Source organism: Pseudomonas sp. 57B-090624, from assembly GCF_003234055.1.
Taxonomy (GTDB): domain Bacteria; phylum Pseudomonadota; class Gammaproteobacteria; order Pseudomonadales; family Pseudomonadaceae; genus Metapseudomonas; species Metapseudomonas tohonis.
The window spans coordinates 1-22,450 of sequence record NZ_QKRU01000072.1 but is presented as its reverse complement, the minus strand read 5'-3'; the positions used below and the strand labels follow the sequence as shown (position 1 = coordinate 22,450).

The window sequence follows — 22,450 nt, the reverse complement described above, 5'->3', positions numbered from 1 at the left end:
TCATTCTGCCCCGCCGCGAGTGGTGGGGCCGCGTGGGCAGCTTAGTCAGGCGCCGTGGGGGCGACAACCGAGTCAAAGGTGGGCGAGGGTGGGGTCTTCCTGCAGGCAGAGATTGAAGATGTCGACCCAGTAGGCGCTGAACTGGCTGCCGCCCAGGCCGTTGATTTCGAGGATGGCGCGCAGCAGCGGGCGCTTGCTCAGGGTCTGGTGGGCCCGTTCGTGGGTGCGCGCGTCGAAGGTATCGACGATGTTCAGGATCAGCGCGCCGGGGCTGATCTCCGTTTCGCGCAGGCCCTTGGGGTAGCCGCTGCCGTCGGCGTGCTCCTGGTGCTGCAGGATGATTTCGGCGGCGTCCTCCCATTGCGGCATGCGCTTGAGCAGTTCCGCACCCATGCGCGGGTGGGATTGCATGCGCCGGCGCTCGTCATGGTTCAGGGGCTCCTGCTTGTGCAGCAGTTCCAGCGGCAGCAGCGCCATGCCCAGGTCGTGCAGGCACACGGCGGCGGCCAGCTGACGGGGCGATACGGGGCGCCCGGCGCGCTCGTTCATCGCCAGGGCGAGCTCCAGCTGGCGCTGGCCACGGCCCTGCCAGAAGCGCGAGCGGTTCTCCGCCGCCGCCATGAGCTCGACGAAGAAACGCAGGTCGGGCTCGTCCTCCAGGTCGTGGCGGGCCAGGGGGCCGCTGCTCTTCGCCTCGGGCTCCGGGGGGAGCAGGCGGGTGCTCGGGTCCAGCCGGTGCAGCAGGGCGCTGCGCAGTTCCGCCTGGCGCTGGGCGGGCGCGCTGGCCAGGGTCCTGAGGGCCTTGCTCAGCGGGCGTACATCCTCCTGCTCCCCGGTGTCGCCGCGCAGTGCCTGTTCGATCTGCGCGCGCAGACGGTCCTGCAGTAGCAGGAGGATGTCGCCCAGCAGGCTGTCGAAGGCCAGGCTGCCTTCGCGCAGCCTGGCGAGTACGTCCTCCAGGGCCTGAGGCAGGATGTTCAGGCGGTCCAGGCCGACGTAGCCGAGGTTGCCCTTGAGCGTGTGCACCAGGCGGAACAGCTCGCGCAGGCGTTGGTCGTCATCGGGGTGACGTTCCAGCTCGATCAGCAGGTGCTCGCAGCGGGAGAACTGTTCGCGGGTTTCCTGGCGGAAGTCATCCAGCAGGTCTGCGGTGATGTCGACGGGGCGCGGCGTGGCCATGGGCGTCCTCCACGGGCTTGGGCTCTTGAGTATAGAAAGGCTTCCGGCGGGCGGCTGCGCGGTATCGATTAACCATATATAATCCGCCCCTTTGCCACCGGTCCCCGGCCTGCGGCAGTGTGGTCCCGATGCCCGGCGGCGAGTCACCGCCCGTCCGCGGTCATCGACGGCACGCACACTGGCGGCCCGACGAATTCAAGACTCAAGAGAAGCGAAACACGACCATGATGCGCAGCCACTATTGCGGCCAACTGAACGAGAGCCTGGACGGCCAGGAAATCACCCTTTGCGGCTGGGTCCACCGTCGCCGTGACCACGGCGGGGTCATCTTCCTCGACATCCGTGACCGTGAAGGCCTGGCCCAGGTCGTGTTCGACCCGGATCGCGCCGAGACCTTCGCCAAGGCCGACCGCGTGCGCAGCGAATACGTCGTCAAGGTCACCGGCAAGGTGCGTCCGCGCCCGGCTGGCGCCGTCAACGCCAACATGGCGTCCGGCGCCATCGAAGTGCTGGGCTACGAGCTCGAGGTCCTCAACCAGGCCGAGACCCCGCCCTTCCCGCTGGACGAATACTCCGACGTCGGCGAGGAGACCCGCCTGCGTTATCGCTTCATCGACCTGCGCCGCCCGGAAATGGCCGCCAAGCTGAAGCTGCGCGCGCGCATCACCAGCAGCATCCGCCGCTACCTGGACGAGAACGGCTTCCTCGATGTCGAGACGCCCATCCTCGGTCGCCCGACTCCGGAAGGCGCGCGTGACTACCTGGTACCGAGCCGTACCTACCCGGGCAACTTCTTCGCCCTGCCGCAATCGCCGCAGCTGTTCAAGCAACTGCTGATGGTTGCCGGCTTTGATCGCTACTACCAGATCGCCAAGTGCTTCCGCGACGAAGACCTGCGTGCCGACCGCCAGCCGGAATTCACCCAGATCGACATCGAAACCAGCTTCCTCGACGAGAGCGACATCATCGCCATCACCGAGAAGATGGTTCGCCAGCTGTTCAAGGAAGTCCTCGACGTCGAGTTCGACGAATTCCCGCACATGCCCTTCGAAGAGGCCATGCGCCGCTACGGTTCGGACAAGCCCGACCTGCGCATCCCTCTGGAACTGGTCGATGTCGCCGATCAACTGAAAGACGTCGAGTTCAAGGTCTTCTCCGGTCCCGCCAACGATCCGAAGGGCCGTGTCGCCGCACTGCGCGTGCCGGGCGGCGCGAGCATGCCGCGCAAGCAGATCGACGACTACACCAAGTTCGTCGGCATCTATGGCGCCAAGGGCCTGGCCTACATCAAGGTCAACGAGCGCGCCAAGGGCGTGGACGGCCTGCAGTCGCCGATCGTCAAGAACATCGCCGAGCCTAACCTGAACGTGATCCTCGACCGCGTCGGTGCGGTCGATGGCGACATCGTGTTCTTCGGCGCCGACAAGGCCAAGGTCGTCTGCGACGCCCTGGGTGCGCTGCGCATCAAGGTCGGCCATGACCTCAACCTGCTCACCAAGGAGTGGGCGCCGATGTGGGTCGTGGACTTCCCGATGTTCGAAGAGAACGACGACGGCAGCCTGACCTCGTTGCACCACCCGTTCACCGCGCCCAAGTGCACCCCGCAAGAGCTGGAGGCCAACCCGGCCGGTAAGCTGTCCCGGGCCTACGACATGGTGCTCAACGGCACCGAGCTGGGCGGCGGCTCCATCCGTATCCACGACAAGGCCATGCAGCAGGCGGTGTTCCGCGTGCTGGGCATCGACGATGCCGAGCAGGAAGAGAAGTTCGGCTTCCTCCTCGATGCGCTGAAGTACGGCGCCCCGCCGCACGGCGGCCTGGCCTTCGGCCTGGATCGCCTGGTCATGCTGATGACCGGCGCCGCCTCGATCCGCGAAGTGATCGCCTTCCCGAAAACCCAGAGCGCCGGTGACGTCATGACCCAGGCTCCGGGCACCGTGGATGGCAAGGCACTGCGCGAGCTGCACATCCGCCTGCGCGAACAGCCCAAGGCCGAGTAAATCGTTCCACCCCGACGGCGGCGCCCGATGCGCCGCCGCCACTAGCAAGCACGGAGTCAGTTATGGCGGGTCATTCCAAATGGGCCAACATCAAGCACCGCAAGGAGCGTCAGGACGCCAAGCGCGGCAAGATCTTCACCAAGCTCATCCGTGAGCTGACCGTCGCTGCCAAGCACGGCGGCGGCAACCCGGCGGACAACCCGCGTCTGCGCCTGGCCGTGGACAAGGCGCTCACCGCCAACATGACCCGCGACACCATCGATCGCGCGATCGCCCGCGGCGCCGGTTCCAACGAAGCCGACAACATGGTCGAGCTGAGCTACGAGGGTTACGCGCCAAGCGGCGTGGCGATCATCGTCGAAGCCATGACCGACAACCGCAACCGCACCGCCGCCGAAGTGCGCCACGCATTCAGCAAGTGCGGCGGCAACCTCGGCACCGATGGTTCGGTGGCCTACATGTTCGACCGCAAGGGCCAGATCAGCTATGCCCCCGGCGTGAACGAAGACGCCCTGATGGAAGCGGCCCTGGAAGCGGGCGCCGACGACGTGGTCGCAGCGGACGACGGTTCGGTCGAGGTCTACACCTCGTTCGCCGACTTCCTCAGTGTCAACGAAGCGCTCACCGCCGCCGGTTTCAAGGGCGATGAGGCTGAAGTGGCGATGATCCCCTCGATCACCGCGCCGATCACCGACCTGGAAACCGCGCAGAAGGTGATGAAGCTCATCGACATGCTCGAGGACCTGGACGACGTGCAGAACGTCTACAGCAACGTGGACATCCCCGACGACGTGATGGCCCAGCTGGGCTGACACGAAAAAGCCGGAGCGGACGCTTCGGCTTTTTTACTTGGGCACCTGATATAGAGCTGCAATGACCCTCATCCTCGGTATCGACCCTGGTTCGCGCATCACCGGTTACGGCGTGGTCCGCGACACCGGGCGTGGTTGTGAATACGTCGCGTCCGGCTGCATCCGTACCGGCAGTGGCGAGCTGCAGGAGCGCCTGCTGATCGTCTTCCGTGGCGTGCGCGAGGTCATCCAGACCTACGGGCCGGTGACCATGGGCATCGAGAAGGTGTTCATGGCGCGCAACGCCGACTCCGCGCTCAAGCTGGGCCAGGCCCGTGGCGCCGCCATCGTCGCCGCGAGCGAGGAGGGGCTGGAGGTAGCCGAGTACAGCGCCAGCCAGGTCAAGCAGGCCATCGCCGGCACCGGTGGCGCCGACAAGCAGCAGGTGCAGATGATGGTCATGCACCTGCTCAAGCTGGTGCAGAAGCCGCAGATCGACGCCTCCGACGCCCTGGCCATCGCCCTGTGCCATGCGCACCACCGGCAGAGCCTGATTCCCCATGGCCTGGCCACCGCCAAGCGCCGTGGTGGGCGGCTCCGTTTGTAACCCCATATAAGGACGCACTTCGTGATTGGACGTTTGCGTGGCACCCTGGCGGAAAAACAGCCGCCGCACCTGATTCTCGATGTCAATGGCGTCGGCTACGAGCTGGAAGTGCCCATGACCACCCTCTACCGCCTGCCCTCGACCGGCGAGCCCGTGACCCTGCACACCCACCTGGTGGTGCGCGAGGATGCGCACTTGCTCTATGGCTTCTTCGAGAAGCGCGAGCGCGAGCTGTTCCGCGAGCTGATCCGCCTCAATGGCGTCGGTCCCAAGCTGGCCCTGGCGCTGATGTCAGGGCTGGAAGTGGACGAGCTGGTGCGCTGCGTGCAGGCCCAGGACACCTCGACCTTGGTGAAGATCCCGGGTGTCGGCAAGAAGACCGCCGAGCGCCTGCTGGTGGAGCTGAAGGACCGCTTCAAGGCCTGGGAAACCATGCCGAGCATCTCCACCCTGGTGGTCGAGCCGCTCAACGCCAAGGTCTCCAGTGCCGAGAGCGATGCACTGAGCGCCTTGATCTCCCTGGGCTTCAAGCCCCAGGAAGCCAGCCGTGCCGTTGCCGCCATCAAGGAAGAAGGGCTGTCCAGCGAAGAACTGATCCGCCGCGCCCTGAAAGGAATGGTGTAACACCGCATGATCGAAGCAGACCGCCTGATAACCGCCAGCAGCCGTGACCGCGACGAGCAGCTGGACCGCGCCATCCGCCCGCTGAGCCTTGCCGACTACGTGGGCCAGCCCACCGTGCGCGAGCAGATGGAGCTGTTCATCCAGGCGGCCCGCGGGCGCAACGAGGCCCTCGACCATACGCTGATCTTCGGTCCGCCGGGCCTCGGCAAGACCACCCTGGCCAATATCATCGCGCAGGAGATGGGCGTGTCGATCAAGAGCACCTCCGGCCCGGTGCTGGAGCGCCCGGGTGACCTGGCGGCACTCTTGACCAACCTGGAGTCCGGCGACGTGCTTTTCGTCGACGAAATCCACCGTCTATCGCCCATCGTCGAAGAAGTGCTGTACCCGGCGATGGAGGATTTCCAGCTCGACATCATGATCGGCGAAGGCCCCGCGGCACGCTCGATCAAGCTCGACCTGCCGCCCTTCACCCTGGTCGGTGCCACCACCCGCGCCGGCATGCTGACCAACCCGCTGCGCGACCGCTTCGGCATCGTCCAGCGCCTGGAGTTCTACAGCACTGCGGATCTGACCAGCATCGTTACCCGTTCGGCCGGCATCCTCGGACTGCACATCGAGCCCGAGGGAGCCTTCGAGATCGCCCGTCGTGCCCGTGGCACCCCGCGCATCGCCAACCGCCTGCTGCGCCGCGTGCGTGATTTCGCCGAAGTACGTGGCAAGGGCCAGATCACCCGGGTGATCGCCGACCAGGCACTGAACCTGCTGGATGTCGACGAGCGTGGCTTCGACCACCAGGACAGGCGTCTGCTGCTGGCGATGATCGACAAGTTCGACGGCGGCCCGGTGGGCATCGACAACCTGGCCGCTGCGATCAGCGAGGAGCGCCACACCATCGAGGATGTGCTGGAGCCCTACCTGATCCAGCAGGGCTACATCATGCGCACGCCCCGTGGGCGCGTGGTCACCCGCCACGCCTACCTGCACTTCGGGTTGAACCTGCCCAAGCGCATGGCCGAGTCACCCACCGACGATTTGTTCGGGGTGGGGGACGAATAGGGGAAATTGCTGTCGAACCGAGCGGCGGGCGCTGGGGGTGAAAAAACAGTGCACGGCCTGATTGGCAACCTTTGGAGTAAGCACTAGAGTATGCGCGCGCAAAATGGGGCCCAGCCTTTCGTGCATCGGAGCCGCGTCTATTACGAAGACACCGATGCCGGTGGCATCGTCTATTACGTCAACTACCTCAAGTTCATGGAGCGGGCTCGCACCGAGTGCCTGCGAAGCCTGGGTTTTGCCCAGTCCGAGCTGGTAGGGGAGAACCTGCTCTTCGTCGTGCATTCGGCCGAGGCGCGTTACCACGCTCCCGCCCGGCTCGACGACGAGCTGACCATCAGTGCCGAAGTGATCGAATTGAACCGTGCCAGCCTGCGCTTTCGTCAACAGGTGAGGCGGGCTACGGATGATGCGCTGCTCTGTGAAGGGCAGTTCCTGGTGGCCTGTGTGCGCGCCGACAGTTTGAAACCCCGGGCGATCCCCGAAGCGCTGCGTTCAGCCTTCGCCGCCGTACCGGGCCAACCCCCTGCAGGAGACTAAGCGTGGAAGCCAACGTCGTCGACCATACCTCCATGTGGAGCCTGATCAGCAACGCCAGCATCGTGGTGCAACTGGTCATGCTCACTCTGGTGGCCGCTTCGGTCACCTCGTGGATCATGATTTTCCAGCGCAGCAACCTGCTGCGCGCGGCGAAGAAGTCCCTCGAGACATTCGAGGAGCGTTTCTGGTCGGGCATCGACCTGTCCAAGCTGTATCGCCAGGCCGGCAGCAACCCCGACCCGGATTCCGGCGTCGAGCAGATCTTCCGCGCCGGCTTCAAGGAGTTCTCCCGGCTGCGCCAGCAGCCCGGCGTCGATCCGGATGCGGTGATGGAAGGCGTTGCCCGTGCCATGCGCGTTGCCATCTCCCGTGAGGAGGAGAAGCTCGAGCAGAGCCTGCCGTTCCTCGCCACCGTCGGCTCCACCAGCCCCTACATCGGCCTGTTCGGCACCGTCTGGGGGATCATGAACTCCTTCCGTGGCCTCGCCCAGGTGCAGCAGGCGACCCTGGCCACCGTGGCCCCCGGCATTGCCGAGGCGCTGATCGCTACCGCCATCGGCCTGTTCGCGGCGATCCCGGCGGTCATCGCGTACAACCGCTTCGCCGCGCGTGGTGAGACCCTGATCAGTCGCTACTACACCTTCGCCGACGAGTTCCAGGCCATCCTGCACCGCAAAGTGCACACCAGCGACGAATAAGACGCAGGTTCAATAGAGGACAGGTTTCACGCCATGGCCAGAATTCGCCAAAAACGCAAACCGGTCGCCGAGATGAACGTGGTGCCCTACATCGACGTGATGCTGGTGCTGCTGGTCATCTTCATGGTGACCGCGCCCATGCTCAACCAGGGCGTCAAGGTCGACCTGCCGAAGGTGTCCAGCGAGGCGCTGCCCCAGGACAACGACTCCCGCGTCCTGACCATCTCGATCAAGGCCGACAAGAGCTACTACTGGAACATGGGCGAGGAAGTGGACCCGGACCAGGGCAAGGCCAGCGAGACGTCCAGCACGCTGCCGCAGCTGGTGCAGGCGGTCACCGCGATCATGAGCCAGAACACCAGCCAGGGTAAGAAGGTCCAGGTCTTCGTCCGGGGTGACAAGGCCGTCGACTACGGCTCCGTGATGGCCGTCATGGGCGGCCTGCAGCAGGCCGGCGTGGGTAATGTCGGGCTGATCACCGAGGCGCCCTGATGCAGCAGCAGAGCGAACGCTCCCCATCGGAAAGCTATTTCTGGCCTGCGGTCTGGGCCATAGGCCTGCACGTGCTGATCTTCGGCACGCTGTTCGTCAGCTTCGCCTTCACCCCTGAACTGCCGCCAGCGCGCCCGATCGTGCAGGCTACGCTCTATCAGCTGAAGTCGCAGAGCCAGGCGACCACCCAGACCAACCAGAAGATCGCCGGCGAAGCCAAGAAGGCCGCAGCTCCGCAGTATGAAACCGAACAGATGGAGCAGAAGAAGGCCGAGCAGCAGAAGCTGGAGCAGCAGAAGGTCGCTGCGGCCAAGGCGGCGGAACAAAAGAAAGCCGAGGAAGCTCGAAAAGCGGAAGAGGCAGCCGCAGCGAAGAAGGCGGATGACGCCAAGAAGGCCGAGGAAGCCAAGAAGCAGCAGGCCGATATCGCCAAGAAGAAGGCAGAAGAGGAAGCCAAGAAAAAGGCTGCCGACGAGGCCAAGAAGAAAGCCGCTGAAGAGGCGAAGAAGAAAGCTGCAGCCGAGGCCGCGAAGAAGAAGGCTGCCGAGGATGCGAAGAAGAAGGCCGCCGCCGAGGCCGCGAAGAAAAAGGCAGCGGAGGAGGCCAAGCGCAAGTCGACCGAGGACAAGAAGGCCGCCGCTCTCGCCGACCTGCTGTCCGACACCGTGGAGCGTGAGCATACCCTGGCCGATGAAGTGGGCGACCAGGTTGCCGGCAGCCTCGATGACCTGATCATCAAACTGATCAGCGAGAACTGGCAGAAGCCGCTGTCGACCCGTCCGGGCATGAGTGTCGAACTGCTGATTCAGATGCTGCCGGATGGCACCGTCACCAACGCCAGCGTCACCCGTTCAAGTGGTGATGGGCCCTTCGACAGCTCCGCGGTGGCCGCGGTACGCAGCGTCGGGCGCATCCCTGAAATGCAACAATTGGATCGCGCTACCTTTGACAGGATGTACAGGCAGCGTCGCGTCGTCTTCAAACCGGAGGATTTAGGTCTGTGAACACTCTGATACGTATCGTCCTGCTCGGCCTGACCATGCTGGTCGGTACCGTGCAGGCCGCTGATCCGCTCGTGATTACTGGCGGCCGGGACAGCGCAACACCCATCGCCGTCGTGCCCTTCGGCTGGCAGGGCGGCAACGTCCTGCCCGAGGACATGTCCGAGATCATCGGCAATGACCTGCGCAACTCCGGCTTCTTCGAGCCCATCCCGCGACAGAACATGATCAGCCTGCCGACCCAGGCCAGCGAAGTGATCTACCGCGACTGGAAGGCACTGGGCGCCCAGTACGTGCTGGTGGGCAGCATCGCCCCGGCCGGTGGCCGCCTGCAGGTGCAGTTCGCCCTGTTCAACGTCGCCACCGAGCAGCAGGTGTTCGCCGGTAGCGTCAGCGGCTCCACCGACCAGCTGCGCGACATGGCGCACTACGTGGCCGACCAGTCGTTCGAGAAGCTCACCGGCGTGAAGGGTGCGTTCTCCACCCGCATGCTCTACGTGACCGCCGAGCGTTTCTCGGTGAACAACACGCGCTATACCCTGCAGCGCTCCGACTATGACGGCCAGCGCGCCGTGACCCTGCTGCAGTCCCGTGAACCGATCCTCTCGCCGCGCTACGCACCGGATGGCCGCCGCATCGCCTATGTCTCCTTCGAGCAGAAGCGCCCGCGCATCTTCATCCAGCACATCGACACCGGTCGCCGCGAGCAGATCACCAACTTCGAGGGCCTGAACGGCGCGCCGGCCTGGTCGCCTGAAGGCAATCGCCTGGCGTTCGTGCTGTCCAAGGATGGCAACCCGGAGATCTACGTGATGGACCTGGGCAGCCGCCAGCTGCGTCGTGTCACCAACCACATGGCGATCGACACCGAACCCTTCTGGGGCGCCGATGGCCAGACCATCTATTTCACCTCGGATCGTGCCGGCAAGCCGCAGATCTACAAGACCAACATCAATGGTGGCGAGCCGCAGCGCGTGACCTTCGTCGGCAACTACAACGCCAACCCGAAGCTCTCGGCTGACGAGAAGACCCTGGTGATGATCCACCGCCAGGATGGCTTCACCAACTTCAAGGTGGCGGCCCTGGACCTGGTCCGTGGCGGTGCCCCGCGTATCCTCTCCGGCACCACTCTGGACGACTCGCCCACTGTTGCGCCAAACGGCACCATGCTAATCTACGCCACCCGCCAGCAGGGCCGGGGAGTGCTGATGCTCGTGTCCACAAACGGGCGCGTGCGACTCCCGATTCCAACCGTTCAAGGCGATATCCGCGAACCGTCCTGGTCGCCGTACCTGAACTGACGCGGTATCCACTTTTGTTTTGCTAAACACACTGGGGCTCATTAGGAGTTACATGATGGAAATGATCAAATTCGGTAAGTTCGCTGCTCTGGCTCTGGCCATGGCTGTTGCAGTTGGTTGCTCCTCCAAGGGCGGCGACGATTCCGGTCAGGGCGCTGTAGACCCGAACGCTGGCTACAACAGCGGCAACAGCGGTGTTGACGGCAGCCTGAGCGAAGAAGCCGCTCTGCGCGCCATCACCACCTTCTACTTCGAGTACGACAGCTCCGACCTGAAGCCGGAAGCCATGCGCGCTCTGGACGTACACGCCAAGGACCTGAAAGGCAACGGCGCTCGCGTCGTTCTGGAAGGCCACACCGACGAGCGCGGCACCCGCGAATACAACATGGCTCTGGGCGAGCGTCGTGCCAAGGCCGTTCAGCGCTACCTGGTTCTGCAGGGCGTTTCCCCGGCTCAGCTGGAACTGGTTTCCTACGGCGAAGAGCGTCCGGTTGCCACTGGCAACGACGAGCAGTCCTGGGCTCAGAACCGTCGCGTCGAACTGCGTAAGTAATTCGATATGCGTAAGTGCCGTCGTGCTTTGACTGTATTGGCCCTCAGCAGCCTGCCCCTGGCTGCCTTTGCTGAGGTTCCCGTGGTGGACGGAAACGATGCCGGTTACGGCAACAGTTACCCGCCCGCTGGTTATGGCACGACTGGCGCCTATGCCGGATCCGGGGCTTCGGCCCCGGTGTCCGCGCAAGGCGAGCTGTTCATGCAACTGCAGCAGATGCAGGAGGAGACCGCCCGCCTGCGTGGGATGGTCGAAGAACAGCAGAACCAGATCGAGCAGCTCAAGCGCGAGTCGCTGGAGCGCTATCAGGATCTGGACAGCCGCTTGAGTGCGGGCGCAGCGGGCGCACCAGCCGCACAACAGAATTCCCCTGCCGATGGCGCGATCAACGCCGCCGGCACTCCCTCGGCACCGGCCCAGCAGCCGGCCGCCAGCGCCGAACCGGGCGATCCGGCGAAGGAAAAGCTCTACTACGACGCCGCCTTCGACCTGATCAAGGCCAAGGACTTCGACAAGGCCAGCCAGGCCTTCGGCGCCTTCCTGCGCAAGTACCCCAGCAGCCAATACGCCGGCAACGCGCAGTACTGGCTGGGCGAAGTCAATCTTGCCAAGGGCGACCTGCAGGGCGCCGGCCAGGCCTTCGCCAGGGTCAGCCAGGTCTATCCGCAGCACGCCAAGGTACCGGACTCCCTCTACAAGCTCGCCGACGTCGAGCAGCGCCTGGGCAATACCGACAAGGCCAAGGGCATCCTCAAGCAGGTCGTCGCGCAGTACCCCGGCAGCTCCGCCGCCCAGCTGGCGCAGCGGGATCTCCAGCGCCTGCCCTGATCCACGCCCCGAGCATCGAGAAACCCGCGCCTGACGCGGGTTTTTTCGTTAGAATCGCCGCCCTCTGACTCTTCTTCCAGCAACGGAGGCGGATGGCCTGTTTAGCCGTTACGCCCGTGGCCCCTATGCAACAGACCCTGCGACTGACCGAGATCTTCTACTCGCTGCAGGGGGAAACGCGTACCGCCGGCTTGCCGACGGTATTCGTACGCCTGACCGGCTGTCCCCTGCGCTGCCAGTATTGCGACACCGCCTATGCCTTCAATGGCGGCCAGCTCCACACCCTGGACGGCATCCTCGCCCAGGTGGCTGCCTACAGGCCCCGCTACGTCTGTGTGACGGGCGGCGAGCCGCTGGCGCAACCCAATTGCATCCCGCTTCTGCAACGGCTCTGCGACGCCGGCTACGAGGTGTCGCTGGAAACCAGCGGTGCCCTGGACATCTCGGCCGTGGATACGCGCGTCAGCCGTGTTGTCGACCTGAAGACGCCCGGCTCTGCCGAGCTCGCCCGCAATCGCTACGAGAACATCGCCCAACTGACTCGCAACGACCAGGTGAAGTTCGTCATCTGCTCCCGCGAGGACTACGACTGGGCCGTCTCCAAGCTGATCGAGTACCGGCTGGAGCAGCGCGCGGGTGAGGTGCTGTTCTCGCCCAGTCACCAGCAGGTGAGCGCGCGGAGCCTCGCGGACTGGATAGTGGCTGACAACCTGCCGGTACGCCTGCAGCTGCAATTGCACAAGATTCTCTGGAACGACGAGCCGGGACACTGATATGAGCGACAAGAAAGCGGTAATCCTCCTCTCCGGCGGCCTGGACTCCGCCACGGTGGTAGCCATGGCCCGTGCCGAAGGCTATGCCTGCTACACCATGAGCTTCGACTACGGCCAGCGTCATCGTGCCGAGCTGCAGGCGGCCGAGCGCGTAGCCAGGCAACTGGGCGTGGTGGAGCACAAGGTCATCGGCCTTGATCTGAATGGCATCGGCGGCTCGGCCCTGACCGACAGCAGCATCGCCGTACCGGAAGCACCTACCGAAGGCATCCCGGTCACCTACGTGCCGGCGCGCAACACCGTATTCCTGTCTCTCGCCCTGGGCTGGGCGGAAGTGCTCGGTGCGCGGGATATCTTCATCGGCGTCAACGCGGTGGACTACTCCGGCTACCCGGACTGCCGCCCCGAGTTCGTCGAGGCCTTCGAGCGCATGGCCAACCTGGCGACCAAGGCCGGCGTGGAGGGTGATGGCTTCCGCATCCAGGCGCCGTTGCAGAACCTCAGCAAGGCGCAGATCGTCCAGGCGGGCGTGAGGCTCGGCGTGGACTACGCTTTGACGGTGTCCTGCTACCAAGCCGATGACGAGGGCCGCGCCTGCCGCAAATGCGACAGCTGCCGGCTGCGTGCGGATGGCTTCGCGGCCGCTGGCGTGCAAGATCCTACGAGATATTTCTGATTTTTTTACGGTGGGGTGTTGAATTCCTGAATAAAATCAGTATTATGCGCTCCGCGTCGGGTCGTTAGCTCAGTCGGTAGAGCAGTTGGCTTTTAACCAATTGGTCGTAGGTTCGAATCCTACACGACCCACCATACAAGGCTCCGCAAGGAGCAACGGAAGCGGGAAGATCGAAAGGTATTCCCGCTTTTCGTTTGCCTGCAGGAAAGTCGAGCCCGGTGACCGGAGGGCGCAGCCCCTCCCGCTGCCATGCCCAATGGCGTTAATCTGCGCTATCATCCGCGCCCCGATCCGCGAGGCCCCTGGCCCGTCGGGCGGTGACCCAACAGGCTTTCGCGCAACGCGCCCGCAGGTCCAGCAGACATGTCCCATCTCTCCGAACGTTTTCTCGTCCAGGCCCATCTCGCCGCGAAGCAGCCCCGGCAACTGACTGCCGATGAAGAGGCACAGCTCCGGGCGCAGATCGCAGCCGAACTGAAGGCGCAGAACGCCGTTCTGGTGGCCCACTACTATTGCGATCCGGTGATCCAGGCCCTGGCCGAGGAAACCGGCGGTTGCGTGTCCGATTCCCTGGAGATGGCCCGCTTCGGCAACCAGCATGAGGCGCAGACGGTCCTGGTGGCCGGCGTACGCTTCATGGGCGAGACCGCGAAGATCCTCAACCCCGAGAAGCGGGTGCTGATGCCGACCCTGGAAGCGACCTGCTCCCTGGATCTCGGCTGCCCGGTGGATGAGTTCTCGGCATTCTGCGACCAGCACCCGGAGCGTACCGTCGTCGTCTATGCCAATACCTCCGCGGCGGTGAAGGCGAGGGCCGATTGGGTGGTGACCTCCAGCTGCGCATTGGAGATCGTCGAGAGCCTGATGGACAACGGCGAGAAGATCATCTGGGCGCCGGACCAGCACCTGGGGCGCTACATCCAGCGCGAGACCGGTGCCGACATGCTGCTCTGGGACGGTGCCTGCATCGTTCACGAGGAGTTCAAGGCCAAGCAGCTCGAAGACATGAAGGCGCTCTATCCGGAGGCAGCCATCCTGGTGCATCCGGAATCGCCTGAGGCGGTTATCGAACTCGCCGATGCGGTGGGCTCCACCAGCCAGCTGATCAAGGCTGCGCAGACGCTGCCGAACAAGATGTTCATCGTCGCCACCGATCGCGGCATCTTCTACAAGATGCAGCAGCTGTGTCCGGACAAGCAGTTCATCGAGGCCCCCACAGCCGGCAATGGGGCGGCGTGCCGCAGCTGCGCGCACTGCCCCTGGATGGCCATGAACACCCTGGAACGCACCCTGCAGTGCCTGCGCGAGGGCAGCAACGAGATATTCGTCGATGCCGCGCTGGTGCCGCGTGCCGTCAAGCCGCTCAAGCGCATGCTCGACTTCACCCAGGCCGCGCGCTTGAAGCTCGCCGGCAACGCCTGATCGGCACGCACAAAAAAGCCCGGACATGTCCGGGCTTTTTCATGGGCGGCGTTCGTCAGCGCATCATCTTCTTGATGGTCTTCTGCTGCTCGATCATTTCCTGCTGGCGTGCATCGATGCGCGAGGCGAGCGGGAAGTTGTTGGTCGCGCGGCGCTTGGCGAAATCCAGCTGCTCGATGGCCTGGTCGTAGTCGCCGACCAGGGCGAAGAACTCCGCGCGCGCCTGGTGCAGGCCGATGGTGTTGCCGGCGAGGCCGCGCACCTCGGCCACCTGGTACCAGACGTCCGGATCGTTCGGGCGACTCTTGATCAGGCCGTCGAGGATCTTCTCCGCTTCCTGGGGCTTGTTCAGCTTGAGCATCAGGTCGCTGCGCGCCTGCTTGAGCGGGTAGTTGTTGGGGTACAGGCCGAGCAGCCGGTCGACGCGCTGCTGGGCGTCCTGCAGGCGGTTGGCGGTGATGTCCAGGTCGACCTGGGCCAGGTTGTAGACGATCTCGTTGGGTGCCTTGGCCAGCAGCTGCGCAAGGGCTTCACGTGCTTCGTTGAGCTGTCCGTTCTTGATCTGCGCGATGGCCAGGCCGTAGCGCGCGGCATCCAGCTTGGGATCGGCATCGAGCTGGGCGCGGAAGCGCTTGGCCGAGATCCCCGGGGTCTCCTCGAACATCAGTTGCACACGGGCGCGCATCAACTGGTAGCGCAGGCTGTTCTCGACGCCGCCCGGCGGCAGCTGTTCTGCGCGGTTGCGGGTGTCGGCGATACGCGATTCGGTCACCGGGTGGGTGAGGAGGAATTCCGGCGGCTTGGAGTCGTAGCGGTACTGGCGCATCAAGCGCTCGAACATGTTCGGCATGGCCCGGGGGTCGTAGCCGGCCTTCTCCAGGTTGAGCAGGCCGATGCGGTCTGCTTCCTGCTCGTTCTGCCGGGAGAAGCGACGTTGCTCCTGGATCGCCGCGGCCTGGGTCGACATGATCGCCGCCATACCCGCGTCCCCGGCGCCGGCCGCCGCCGCGACGATGCCGGCAAGCATCGCCGCCATCACCGGGATCTGCATGCGTTGCTGGGCTTCGATACCGCGCGCGAAGTGGCGCTGCGAAAGGTGCGCCAGTTCGTGGGCCAGCACCGAGGCGTATTCGGCTTCGTTGGGGGCATAGAGGAACAGGCCGCCGTTGACCCCGACGATGCCGCCCGGGGCGGCGAAGGCGTTGAGCTGCGGGCTCTTGAGGAGCACGAATTCCAGGCGGCGGTCCTGCAGCTGGCTGGTCTCGGCCAGGCGGTAGACGCTGGTTTCGACGTAGTCCTTGAGCTGCGGGTCCGAGAGTTGTTCAACCTGGCCGCGCAACAGGCTGAGCCAGGCGCGGCCCAACTGATGTTCCTGCTCCGGAGAGACGATGGCCGAACTGGAGTCGCCGAGGGACGGCAGGTCATCGGCCATCACGGGCGATGAGAGGAGGCAGGCAAGCGTCAGCAGAGTGGGGCGCAGCGGATTCATGCACAGGGCTCTTGTCGGCAAAGCGCTAACTGTAGCCTCCTGCCCGGTCGGCTGGCCAGGGTTGTGCGGCCTTCTGTATCCTAGGCGCCCTCCTGGAGAACACTCATGACTGACGCCGCCGGCCGTCCCGATACCTTCGACGCCGAGCTGGACGCCAGCGGGCTGAATTGCCCGTTGCCGCTGCTCAAGGCCAAGCTGGAACTCAACCGCCTGCCCAGCGGCGCGGTACTCAAGGTCACTGCTACCGATGCCGGTTCGCAACGCGATTTCCGTGCCTTCGCCCGCCTCGCCGGCCACCTGCTGCTGCACGAGGAAGAGCAGGGCGGCACCTATCGCTACTGGCTGCGCAAGGCCTGAATCTCCCTGCTTACGCTTACCAAGGAACTCCGATGTTCAAGGTGCTTCGCGACTGGGTGCAGCGCTACTTCTCCGATGAAGAAGCGGTGGTGCTGGCGGTCTTCCTGGTCCTGGGTTTTACCCTGGTCCTCACCCTCGGCAATATGCTGGCGCCAGTCCTGGCAGGGTTGGTGCTGGCCTTCCTGATGCAGGGGGTGGTGAACTTCCTCGAACGCCTGCGCATGCCGCAAACGCTGGCCGTGTGGCTGGTCTTCGCGCTGTTCATCGGGGCCCTGGCGCTGTTCCTGGTGGTGCTGATGCCGCTGTTGTGGCAGCAGCTCAGCACCCTGTTCAAGGAGCTGCCGCGCATGCTCGGCGAGTGGCAGTCGCTGCTTCTGTTGCTGCCCGAGCGCTACCCGCACCTGTTGACCGACGAGCAGGTGCTCAACGCCATCGAGGTGACTCGCAGCGAGGTCGGCAAGTTCGGCCAATGGGCGCTGACCTTCTCCCTCTCCAGCCTGCCGCTGGTGGTCAACCTGATGATCTACCTGGTACTGGTGCCGATCCTGGTGTTCTTCTTCCTCAAGGATCGCGAGCTGATCCTGCGCTGGCTGAGCGGCTACCTGCCACGCGAGCGAGCGCTCATGACCCAGGTGTGGCAGGAGATGAACCAGCAGATCGCCAACTACATCCGCGGCAAGGTGATCGAGATCGTCATCTGTGGCGGTGTCACCTACGTCGCCTTCGTATCCCTCGGGCTCAACTATGCGGCGTTGCTGGCATTGCTGGTCGGCTTGTCGGTAGTGGTGCCCTACATCGGCGCGGTGGTGGTGACCGTCCCGGTGGCGCTGATCGCGTTGTTCCAGTGGGGCTGGGGCGACCAGTTCATCTACCTGATGGTGGTCTACGGGGTGATCCAGGCGCTGGATGGCAACATCCTGGTGCCGCTGCTGTTTTCCGAGGCGGTCAACCTGCACCCGGTGGCCATCATCTGTGCCGTGCTGCTGTTCGGAGGTCTCTGGGGATTCTGGGGCATCTTCTTCGCGATTCCCCTGGCGACGCTGTTCAAGGCCGTGCTCGATGCCTGGCCGCGCAGCGGACCACTGAGGGAAGGGCCGTCACCCTTGATGTGACGGGCATGAAAAAGGCCGCTTTCGCGGCCTTCGTTCATGGCGGCGGGGCGGGTCAGCCCTTGTTCAGCGCCTGGGCGGCCGCGAGCACGGCATCCACGTGGCCCGGAACCTTCACGCCACGCCACTCCTGGCGCAGCACACCGTTCTTGTCGATCAGGAAGGTGCTGCGGTCGACGCCCATGTATTCCTTGCCATAGAGCTTCTTCAGCTTGATCACGTCGAACAGCTGGCAGAGCGCTTCATCCTTGTCGGAGATCAGCTCGAAGGGGAACTCCTGCTTGCACTTGAAGTTCTCGTGGGACTTCAGGCCGTCGCGGGAGATGCCGAAGATCACAGTGTTGGCGGCGGCGAAGGCTCCGTGCTGGTCGCGGAAACCCTGGCCTTCGGTGGTGCAGCCGGGGGTGCTGTCCTTGGGGTAGAAATACAGGACGACCTGCTTGCCTTTCAGGGCGGAGAGCGTCACCTGCTGGCCGCTGGTGGCGGGGGCGGTGAAGTCGGCTACCGGTTGGTCGATTGCTACGGCCATGTCTTGCTCCTTACGGGTGTTGCGGGCGCCAGGGCTCGATCAGGGCGTCGAGGTTCAGCGCATCGGCGAAGTCGAGGAACTGGTCGCGCAGCCAGCTGATCTGGGTGCCCGCCGGCAGCGTCACGGTGATGGTGGCGTTGAGCATGGTGCTCATGGTCTGCGGCGCCTGGTAGGTGTCGCAGGTGAGGTTCTCCAGCTCGACGCGGTGATCGATGAAGAATTGGCACAGCTCATTGAGGATGTCCGGGCGGTAGGCCGCGCTGACGTAGGCCACGTAGGGCAGGGATTGCGGGCGGGGCTCCAGAGCGCCGCTGCGGGTTACCTGGGTGGTGAATTCGTGGCGCTTGGCCAGGGCCGGTAGGCCAGCTTCCAGGCGGGCCAGCGCATCCCAGCTACCGGATACCTGCAGCACCAGAGCGCTGTACTCGCCGTGGCGAGTCAGGCGGCTACTGACCACGGCGCAGCGGTTTTCCTGGCTGGCTCGGCACAGCACGTTGGTCAGCTCCATGGGGTTCACGCCGAGGGCGCTGATCACAAGGAATTGTTCGCGGGGCGGGGTGGTGGACATGCAGCATTCCTAAAGCGAGGGGAGGGCGGCCAAAGCCGCGTCGATCAAAGCGGAGAGGTTAGCGAAAAGCGCTGCCGAGGGGAATGCTTGAGGCGCCCTCGTCAGCTTGTGCTGGGCAATGGGCACCAGTACCATTACGGCTCTCTTTTTCCGGCAGGAGCGGTTGCATGATTGCGGGCAGTATGGTGGCACTGGTCACGCCCATGGATGCACAAGGTCAACTGGACTGGGCGAGTCTGACCAAGCTGGTGGATTTCCACCTGCAGGAAGGCACCAACGCCATAGTCGCAGTCGGCACCACGGGTGAATCCGCGACGCTGGATGTGAACGAACACATCGAAGTCATCCGCCGCGTGGTGGATCAGGTCAATGGCCGCATCCCGGTCATCGCCGGCACCGGTGGAAACTCCACCCGCGAGTCCGTCGACCTCACCGCCGCCGCCAAGAACGTGGGCGCCGATGCCTGCCTGCTGGTGACCCCGTACTACAACAAGCCGACCCAGGAAGGCCTGTACCAGCATTTCCGCCACATCGCCGAATCCGTCGCGATTCCGCAGATCCTCTACAACGTCCCTGGCCGCACCGTCTGCGACATGCTGCCCGAGACCGTCGAGCGCCTGGCGAAGATCTCCAACATCATCGGTATCAAGGAAGCCACCGGCGACCTCAAGCGCGGCCAGGAGGTCCTGGATCGCGTGAGCAAGGACTTCCTCGTCTACTCCGGTGACGATGCCACCGCCGTCGAACTGATGCTCATGGGCGGCAAGGGCAACATATCCGTGACCGCCAACGTCGCGCCCCGCGAGATGGCCGACCTCTGCGCCGCCGCCATGCGTGGCGATGCCGAGACCGCTCGCGCGATCAACGACAAGCTGATGCCGCTGCACAAGGCGCTGTTCATCGAATCGAACCCGATCCCGGTGAAGTGGGCCCTGCACGAGATGGGCCTGATGCCCGACGGCATCCGCCTGCCGCTGACCTGGCTCAGCCCGCGTTGCCACGAACCGCTGCGTCAGGCGCTCCGCCAGTCCGGTGTATTGGCTTAATCCGAGGAATTACTACGCATGAAGCGACTGGCCGGACTCTCCGCTCTCGCCCTGATGATCTCCAGCACCAGCGGCTGCGGCTGGCTCTGGGGCGAAAATGGCTACTTCCGCGACCGCGGCAACGACTACCTGGAAGCGCGCCAGACCGCGCCCATGCAGTTGCCCCCGGATGCCCAATCCAAACGCCTTGACCCCTTGCTGCCGGTGCCTATGAACGTCGCCGACAGCCGCAGCGACGCCGACTACGAAATTCCGCGCCCACAGCCCCTGCAGGTCAAGGGTGAAGTCAGCGACTACAGCCTGCAGAAGAGCGGCGACTCGCGCTGGGTGGTTGCCCAGCGCATCCCGGCCGAGGTCTGGCCGGTGGCTCGCCAGTTCTTCGAGGACGGCGGCTTCAAGGTTGTCGACGAGCGTCCGCAGACCGGCGAGTTCAGCACCGCCTGGCAACGTCTCGACCAGCTTTCCGCGCCCCTCGCGCGCCGTCTCGGCAGCCGTGTGAGCGGTGTCGAGCCCGACAGCGAAGTGCGTGCCCGTGTGCGTATCGAGCCGGGTGTGCAGCGCAACACCAGCGAGATCTTCGTCCTCACCACCACCCGCCCGGCAGGCAGCAGCGCCGATACCGGCTGGCCGAGCCGCTCCGACAGCCCCAGCCTCGAGGCTGCGCTGATGGACGAAATGCTCGCCAGCATGGCGCGCAGCGCCGAGCAGGGTGGTTCCGTTTCCCTGCTGGCTGCTCGCGACTTCGATGCGCCGAGCCGGGTGACCCTGTCCGAAGACGGCAGCGGCAACCCGATCCTCAACCTGGGTGCCGACTTCGACCGTTCCTGGTCCAGCGTCGGTCGTGCCCTGGAAGTGGCGGACGTTCGCGTCGACGACATCAACCGCAGCCTGGGCGTGTACTACATCAACCTCGCCGAGGGCGCGGAGAAGGACCAGGAGCCTGGCTTCTTCAGCCGCCTGTGGGGCAGCGCACCGAGCAAGGAAGAGATCGAGGCCCGTGCCGAGCGCTACCAGGTTCGCCTGACCCGCGTCGGTGACAGCGTCCAGGTGACCGTTGAGAAGGACATCAACACCGTGGCACCCGCCGATGTGGCGCGCCGCGTGCTGGGCCTGATCCAGGAAAACCTCGGCTGAGGCCGGACCGACTGGGTGGCGGTTGACCTCCACCCGGCTCCAGCCGACGCGCCGCAGGGCGCGGCGGCAAGACAATAGGCGAAACCCCGCAGGTTTCGCCTGTTTCGTTTAACAGAGGCGGAAAATCGACATGACCACTCCCAGCACCCTGAGCCTGAAGAAGATCTACTCCGGCAAAGTCCGCGACCTCTATGAGATCGATGCCAAGCGCATGCTCATGGTCGCCACCGACAGGCTCTCGGCCTTCGACGTCATCCTCGAACAGCCGATCCCGGACAAGGGCAAGATCCTCACCGCCATCTCCAACTTCTGGTTCGACAAGCTGGCCGACGTGGTGCCCAATCACTTCACCGGCGACAAGGTCGAGGACGTGGTGCCCGCTGCCGAGCTGCCGCTCGTGGAAGGCCGCGCCGTGGTCGCCAAGCGCCTCAAGCCGGTGGCCGTCGAAGCCATCGTGCGCGGCTACATCGTCGGTTCGGGCTGGAAGGAATACCAGAAGACCGGCACCGTCTGCGGCATCCAGCTGCCCGCCGGCCTCAAGGAAGCCTCCAAGCTGCCCCAGCCGATCTTCACCCCCTCGACCAAGGCCGCTGTCGGCGACCACGACGAGAACATCTCCTTCGAGCAGTGCGAGGCCATCATCGGCAAGGAACTGGCCGCCAAGGTCCGCGATACCGCCATCGCCCTCTACAGCACCGCTGTCGAGTATGCCGCCACTCGCGGCATCATCATTGCCGACACCAAATTCGAATTCGGCATCGACGAAGACGGCACCCTGACCCTGATGGACGAAGTGCTGACCCCTGACTCCAGCCGCTTCTGGCCGGTGGAAAGCTATGTCGAAGGCACCAACCCGCCCAGCTTCGACAAGCAGTTCGTCCGCGACTGGCTCGAGTCCACCGGCTGGAACAAGGAGCCGCCAGCCCCCGCCGTACCCGCGGACGTCGCACAGAAGACCGCCGACAAGTACCGCGAGGCCCTGACCAAGCTGACCGCCTGACTCCGGCGGCGGGGCTTCCGGCCGGGGCAATACGCAAGCATCTGAATGCACGCGAAAAAATTGCCTCGGCGGGCTTCGCCAAACGCCTTTCAGCTGGTATCATGCGCGCCGTTCGGGAAGATGCCGGAGTGGCCGAACGGGACGGATTCGAAATCCGTTGTGTCAGCAATGGCACCTAGGGTTCAAATCCCTATCTTCCCGCCATATACAACAAAGCCCCTGGTTCGCGAGAGCCAGGGGCTTTGTGCTTTCAGGCATGCCCGTGCGCGCCTTGCGCTAGCAGGGTGCGCTGCACCAGCACCTTCATCCGGCGGATGTCTGAACAGAACAGCTCATCCGGGAACGGGCCCGGCTCCAGCGCGTCCTTCTGGGTGGAGGCAACCACGACCGTTGGCGAAGCGTCAGCAAAGGCGCGGTAAGAGTCAGCACGGAAGAGATCGACGTGCTTGTGAAGGCCTATCCCCAGTACGCGTTCTGGCTGGCTTGCGGCCAGATTGCACCCGAGATCGGGCAGACAAGCCCGGCCTATGACGACACCCATCCAGATTTAGGGTATTCGGAAAAGGCTGTTGATTCGGTGTTGTAGGTCAGCATCTACATTTCAATTTTAATTTCGTAGATTGCTGTTGACAGCCTGCATTCTTGGCGTTAGAGTTCATGTCAGGTGCTGAACACAC

The 22,450-nt window shown here is 64.5% G+C and carries 25 protein-coding genes and 2 tRNA genes; 22 read left to right on the top strand and 5 right to left on the bottom strand.

What is annotated here, in order from left to right:
• Positions 1-72 precede the first annotated feature (72 nt).
• Complete coding sequence (locus DMX10_RS26215; RefSeq protein ID WP_111263847.1) at positions 73-1,179, bottom strand: HD domain-containing phosphohydrolase; 1,107 nt, start codon at positions 1,177-1,179, stop codon at positions 73-75.
• Between the two features lie 224 nt (positions 1,180-1,403).
• On the opposite strand from DMX10_RS26215, the gene aspS reads away from it, so the two are divergent.
• From aspS to nadA, 16 genes are all read left to right on the top strand, one after another.
• A complete protein-coding gene (gene aspS, locus DMX10_RS26210; protein ID WP_111263846.1) occupies positions 1,404-3,179 on the top strand; it encodes an aspartate--tRNA ligase in 1,776 nt (591 codons plus the stop codon).
• Between the two features lie 62 nt (positions 3,180-3,241).
• On the top strand, positions 3,242-3,991 hold the full coding sequence (locus DMX10_RS26205) for a YebC/PmpR family DNA-binding transcriptional regulator (protein ID WP_111263845.1): 750 nt from the start codon (positions 3,242-3,244) through the stop codon (positions 3,989-3,991).
• Positions 3,992-4,052: 61 nt separating this feature from the next.
• Positions 4,053-4,577 (top strand): crossover junction endodeoxyribonuclease RuvC, encoded by a 525-nt coding sequence (ruvC, locus tag DMX10_RS26200; RefSeq protein WP_111263844.1) that lies wholly within the window; start codon positions 4,053-4,055, stop codon positions 4,575-4,577.
• A gap of 21 nt (positions 4,578-4,598) precedes the next feature.
• Positions 4,599-5,201, top strand: coding sequence for a Holliday junction branch migration protein RuvA (gene ruvA, locus DMX10_RS26195; RefSeq protein ID WP_111263843.1), 603 nt, complete (start codon positions 4,599-4,601; stop codon positions 5,199-5,201).
• A 6-nt stretch (positions 5,202-5,207) separates the two neighbouring features.
• Positions 5,208-6,260, top strand: a complete 1,053-nt coding sequence (ruvB, locus tag DMX10_RS26190; protein WP_111263842.1) for a Holliday junction branch migration DNA helicase RuvB — start codon at positions 5,208-5,210, stop codon at positions 6,258-6,260.
• Between the two features lie 90 nt (positions 6,261-6,350).
• Positions 6,351-6,797: a tol-pal system-associated acyl-CoA thioesterase gene (ybgC, locus tag DMX10_RS26185; RefSeq protein ID WP_111263841.1), complete on the top strand. Its 447-nt coding sequence runs from the start codon at positions 6,351-6,353 to the stop codon at positions 6,795-6,797.
• Positions 6,798-6,799: 2 nt separating this feature from the next.
• Positions 6,800-7,495, top strand: a complete 696-nt coding sequence (tolQ, locus tag DMX10_RS26180) for a protein TolQ (RefSeq protein ID WP_111263840.1) — start codon at positions 6,800-6,802, stop codon at positions 7,493-7,495.
• A gap of 33 nt (positions 7,496-7,528) precedes the next feature.
• A complete protein-coding gene (tolR, locus tag DMX10_RS26175) occupies positions 7,529-7,987 on the top strand; it encodes a protein TolR (protein ID WP_111263839.1) in 459 nt (152 codons plus the stop codon).
• Complete coding sequence (gene tolA / locus DMX10_RS26170) at positions 7,987-8,991, top strand: cell envelope integrity protein TolA (RefSeq protein ID WP_111263838.1); 1,005 nt, start codon at positions 7,987-7,989, stop codon at positions 8,989-8,991. The genes tolR and tolA overlap by 1 nt, the downstream gene beginning before the upstream one ends.
• The gene (tolB, locus tag DMX10_RS26165) at positions 8,988-10,289 is read left to right on the top strand and encodes a Tol-Pal system beta propeller repeat protein TolB (protein ID WP_111263837.1); all 1,302 of its coding nucleotides are present in this window, start codon (positions 8,988-8,990) and stop codon (positions 10,287-10,289) included. The genes tolA and tolB overlap by 4 nt, the downstream gene beginning before the upstream one ends.
• A 55-nt stretch (positions 10,290-10,344) precedes the next feature.
• Positions 10,345-10,842 (top strand): peptidoglycan-associated lipoprotein Pal, encoded by a 498-nt coding sequence (gene pal, locus DMX10_RS26160; RefSeq protein ID WP_111263836.1) that lies wholly within the window; start codon positions 10,345-10,347, stop codon positions 10,840-10,842.
• Positions 10,843-10,848: 6 nt separating this feature from the next.
• Positions 10,849-11,670 carry a tol-pal system protein YbgF gene (gene ybgF, locus DMX10_RS26155; RefSeq protein WP_111263835.1) on the top strand — a complete coding sequence of 274 codons (822 nt, stop codon included), beginning with the start codon at positions 10,849-10,851 and terminating at the stop codon, positions 11,668-11,670.
• Between the two features lie 125 nt (positions 11,671-11,795).
• The gene (queE, locus tag DMX10_RS26150; protein WP_111263834.1) at positions 11,796-12,443 is read left to right on the top strand and encodes a 7-carboxy-7-deazaguanine synthase QueE; all 648 of its coding nucleotides are present in this window, start codon (positions 11,796-11,798) and stop codon (positions 12,441-12,443) included.
• Position 12,444: 1 nt separating this feature from the next.
• A complete protein-coding gene (gene queC, locus DMX10_RS26145; RefSeq protein ID WP_111263833.1) occupies positions 12,445-13,119 on the top strand; it encodes a 7-cyano-7-deazaguanine synthase QueC in 675 nt (224 codons plus the stop codon).
• Between the two features lie 58 nt (positions 13,120-13,177).
• Positions 13,178-13,253: transfer RNA gene (locus DMX10_RS26140), tRNA-Lys, on the top strand.
• A gap of 229 nt (positions 13,254-13,482) precedes the next feature.
• Positions 13,483-14,541 (top strand): quinolinate synthase NadA, encoded by a 1,059-nt coding sequence (gene nadA, locus DMX10_RS26135; RefSeq protein ID WP_111263832.1) that lies wholly within the window; start codon positions 13,483-13,485, stop codon positions 14,539-14,541.
• A gap of 55 nt (positions 14,542-14,596) precedes the next feature.
• On the opposite strand, the gene DMX10_RS26130 is transcribed toward nadA, so the two are convergent.
• On the bottom strand, positions 14,597-16,030 hold the full coding sequence (locus DMX10_RS26130; RefSeq protein ID WP_111263831.1) for a M48 family metalloprotease: 1,434 nt from the start codon (positions 16,028-16,030) through the stop codon (positions 14,597-14,599).
• Between the two features lie 105 nt (positions 16,031-16,135).
• On the opposite strand from DMX10_RS26130, the gene DMX10_RS26125 reads away from it, so the two are divergent.
• Both DMX10_RS26125 and DMX10_RS26120 read left to right on the top strand, forming a co-directional pair.
• Positions 16,136-16,387 carry a sulfurtransferase TusA family protein gene (locus tag DMX10_RS26125; protein WP_111263830.1) on the top strand — a complete coding sequence of 84 codons (252 nt, stop codon included), beginning with the start codon at positions 16,136-16,138 and terminating at the stop codon, positions 16,385-16,387.
• 32 nt (positions 16,388-16,419) lie between these two features.
• Entirely contained in the window at positions 16,420-17,499 is a 1,080-nt protein-coding gene (locus tag DMX10_RS26120; protein WP_111263829.1) for an AI-2E family transporter, read from the top strand.
• A gap of 52 nt (positions 17,500-17,551) precedes the next feature.
• Here the strand turns inward: DMX10_RS26120 and DMX10_RS26115 are convergent, their stop codons facing one another.
• Both DMX10_RS26115 and DMX10_RS26110 read right to left on the bottom strand, forming a co-directional pair.
• Complete coding sequence (locus tag DMX10_RS26115; RefSeq protein WP_111263828.1) at positions 17,552-18,025, bottom strand: peroxiredoxin; 474 nt, start codon at positions 18,023-18,025, stop codon at positions 17,552-17,554.
• Positions 18,026-18,035: 10 nt separating this feature from the next.
• Positions 18,036-18,593, bottom strand: a complete 558-nt coding sequence (locus DMX10_RS26110) for a glycine cleavage system protein R (protein WP_111263827.1) — start codon at positions 18,591-18,593, stop codon at positions 18,036-18,038.
• Between the two features lie 167 nt (positions 18,594-18,760).
• Between DMX10_RS26110 and dapA the strand changes: the two genes are divergently transcribed.
• From dapA to DMX10_RS26090, 4 genes are all read left to right on the top strand, one after another.
• Positions 18,761-19,639 (top strand): 4-hydroxy-tetrahydrodipicolinate synthase, encoded by an 879-nt coding sequence (gene dapA / locus DMX10_RS26105; protein ID WP_111263826.1) that lies wholly within the window; start codon positions 18,761-18,763, stop codon positions 19,637-19,639.
• Between the two features lie 18 nt (positions 19,640-19,657).
• On the top strand, positions 19,658-20,773 hold the full coding sequence (gene bamC, locus DMX10_RS26100) for an outer membrane protein assembly factor BamC (protein WP_111263825.1): 1,116 nt from the start codon (positions 19,658-19,660) through the stop codon (positions 20,771-20,773).
• Between the two features lie 130 nt (positions 20,774-20,903).
• Positions 20,904-21,773 (top strand): phosphoribosylaminoimidazolesuccinocarboxamide synthase, encoded by an 870-nt coding sequence (locus tag DMX10_RS26095; protein ID WP_111263824.1) that lies wholly within the window; start codon positions 20,904-20,906, stop codon positions 21,771-21,773.
• A gap of 114 nt (positions 21,774-21,887) precedes the next feature.
• Positions 21,888-21,977: transfer RNA gene (locus DMX10_RS26090), tRNA-Ser, on the top strand.
• Between the two features lie 46 nt (positions 21,978-22,023).
• Here DMX10_RS26090 and DMX10_RS32840 read toward each other — a convergent pair.
• Positions 22,024-22,314 (bottom strand): hypothetical protein, encoded by a 291-nt coding sequence (locus tag DMX10_RS32840; RefSeq protein ID WP_158545630.1) that lies wholly within the window; start codon positions 22,312-22,314, stop codon positions 22,024-22,026.
• Positions 22,315-22,450 lie beyond the last annotated feature (136 nt).

Coding starts and splice junctions, on each gene's coding strand:
- DMX10_RS26215 (WP_111263847.1), bottom strand. CDS start 1,179: ATGGCCACGCCGCGCCCCGTCGACATCACCGCAGACCTGCTGGATGAC.
- aspS (WP_111263846.1), top strand. CDS start 1,404: ATGATGCGCAGCCACTATTGCGGCCAACTGAACGAGAGCCTGGACGGC.
- DMX10_RS26205 (WP_111263845.1), top strand. CDS start 3,242: ATGGCGGGTCATTCCAAATGGGCCAACATCAAGCACCGCAAGGAGCGT.
- ruvC (WP_111263844.1), top strand. CDS start 4,053: ATGACCCTCATCCTCGGTATCGACCCTGGTTCGCGCATCACCGGTTAC.
- ruvB (WP_111263842.1), top strand. CDS start 5,208: ATGATCGAAGCAGACCGCCTGATAACCGCCAGCAGCCGTGACCGCGAC.
- ybgC (WP_111263841.1), top strand. CDS start 6,351: ATGCGCGCGCAAAATGGGGCCCAGCCTTTCGTGCATCGGAGCCGCGTC.
- tolR (WP_111263839.1), top strand. CDS start 7,529: ATGGCCAGAATTCGCCAAAAACGCAAACCGGTCGCCGAGATGAACGTG.
- tolA (WP_111263838.1), top strand. CDS start 7,987: ATGCAGCAGCAGAGCGAACGCTCCCCATCGGAAAGCTATTTCTGGCCT.
- pal (WP_111263836.1), top strand. CDS start 10,345: ATGGAAATGATCAAATTCGGTAAGTTCGCTGCTCTGGCTCTGGCCATG.
- ybgF (WP_111263835.1), top strand. CDS start 10,849: ATGCGTAAGTGCCGTCGTGCTTTGACTGTATTGGCCCTCAGCAGCCTG.
- queE (WP_111263834.1), top strand. CDS start 11,796: ATGCAACAGACCCTGCGACTGACCGAGATCTTCTACTCGCTGCAGGGG.
- queC (WP_111263833.1), top strand. CDS start 12,445: ATGAGCGACAAGAAAGCGGTAATCCTCCTCTCCGGCGGCCTGGACTCC.
- nadA (WP_111263832.1), top strand. CDS start 13,483: ATGTCCCATCTCTCCGAACGTTTTCTCGTCCAGGCCCATCTCGCCGCG.
- DMX10_RS26130 (WP_111263831.1), bottom strand. CDS start 16,030: ATGAATCCGCTGCGCCCCACTCTGCTGACGCTTGCCTGCCTCCTCTCA.
- DMX10_RS26125 (WP_111263830.1), top strand. CDS start 16,136: ATGACTGACGCCGCCGGCCGTCCCGATACCTTCGACGCCGAGCTGGAC.
- DMX10_RS26120 (WP_111263829.1), top strand. CDS start 16,420: ATGTTCAAGGTGCTTCGCGACTGGGTGCAGCGCTACTTCTCCGATGAA.
- DMX10_RS26115 (WP_111263828.1), bottom strand. CDS start 18,025: ATGGCCGTAGCAATCGACCAACCGGTAGCCGACTTCACCGCCCCCGCC.
- DMX10_RS26110 (WP_111263827.1), bottom strand. CDS start 18,593: ATGTCCACCACCCCGCCCCGCGAACAATTCCTTGTGATCAGCGCCCTC.
- dapA (WP_111263826.1), top strand. CDS start 18,761: ATGATTGCGGGCAGTATGGTGGCACTGGTCACGCCCATGGATGCACAA.
- bamC (WP_111263825.1), top strand. CDS start 19,658: ATGAAGCGACTGGCCGGACTCTCCGCTCTCGCCCTGATGATCTCCAGC.
- DMX10_RS26095 (WP_111263824.1), top strand. CDS start 20,904: ATGACCACTCCCAGCACCCTGAGCCTGAAGAAGATCTACTCCGGCAAA.
- DMX10_RS32840 (WP_158545630.1), bottom strand. CDS start 22,314: ATGGGTGTCGTCATAGGCCGGGCTTGTCTGCCCGATCTCGGGTGCAAT.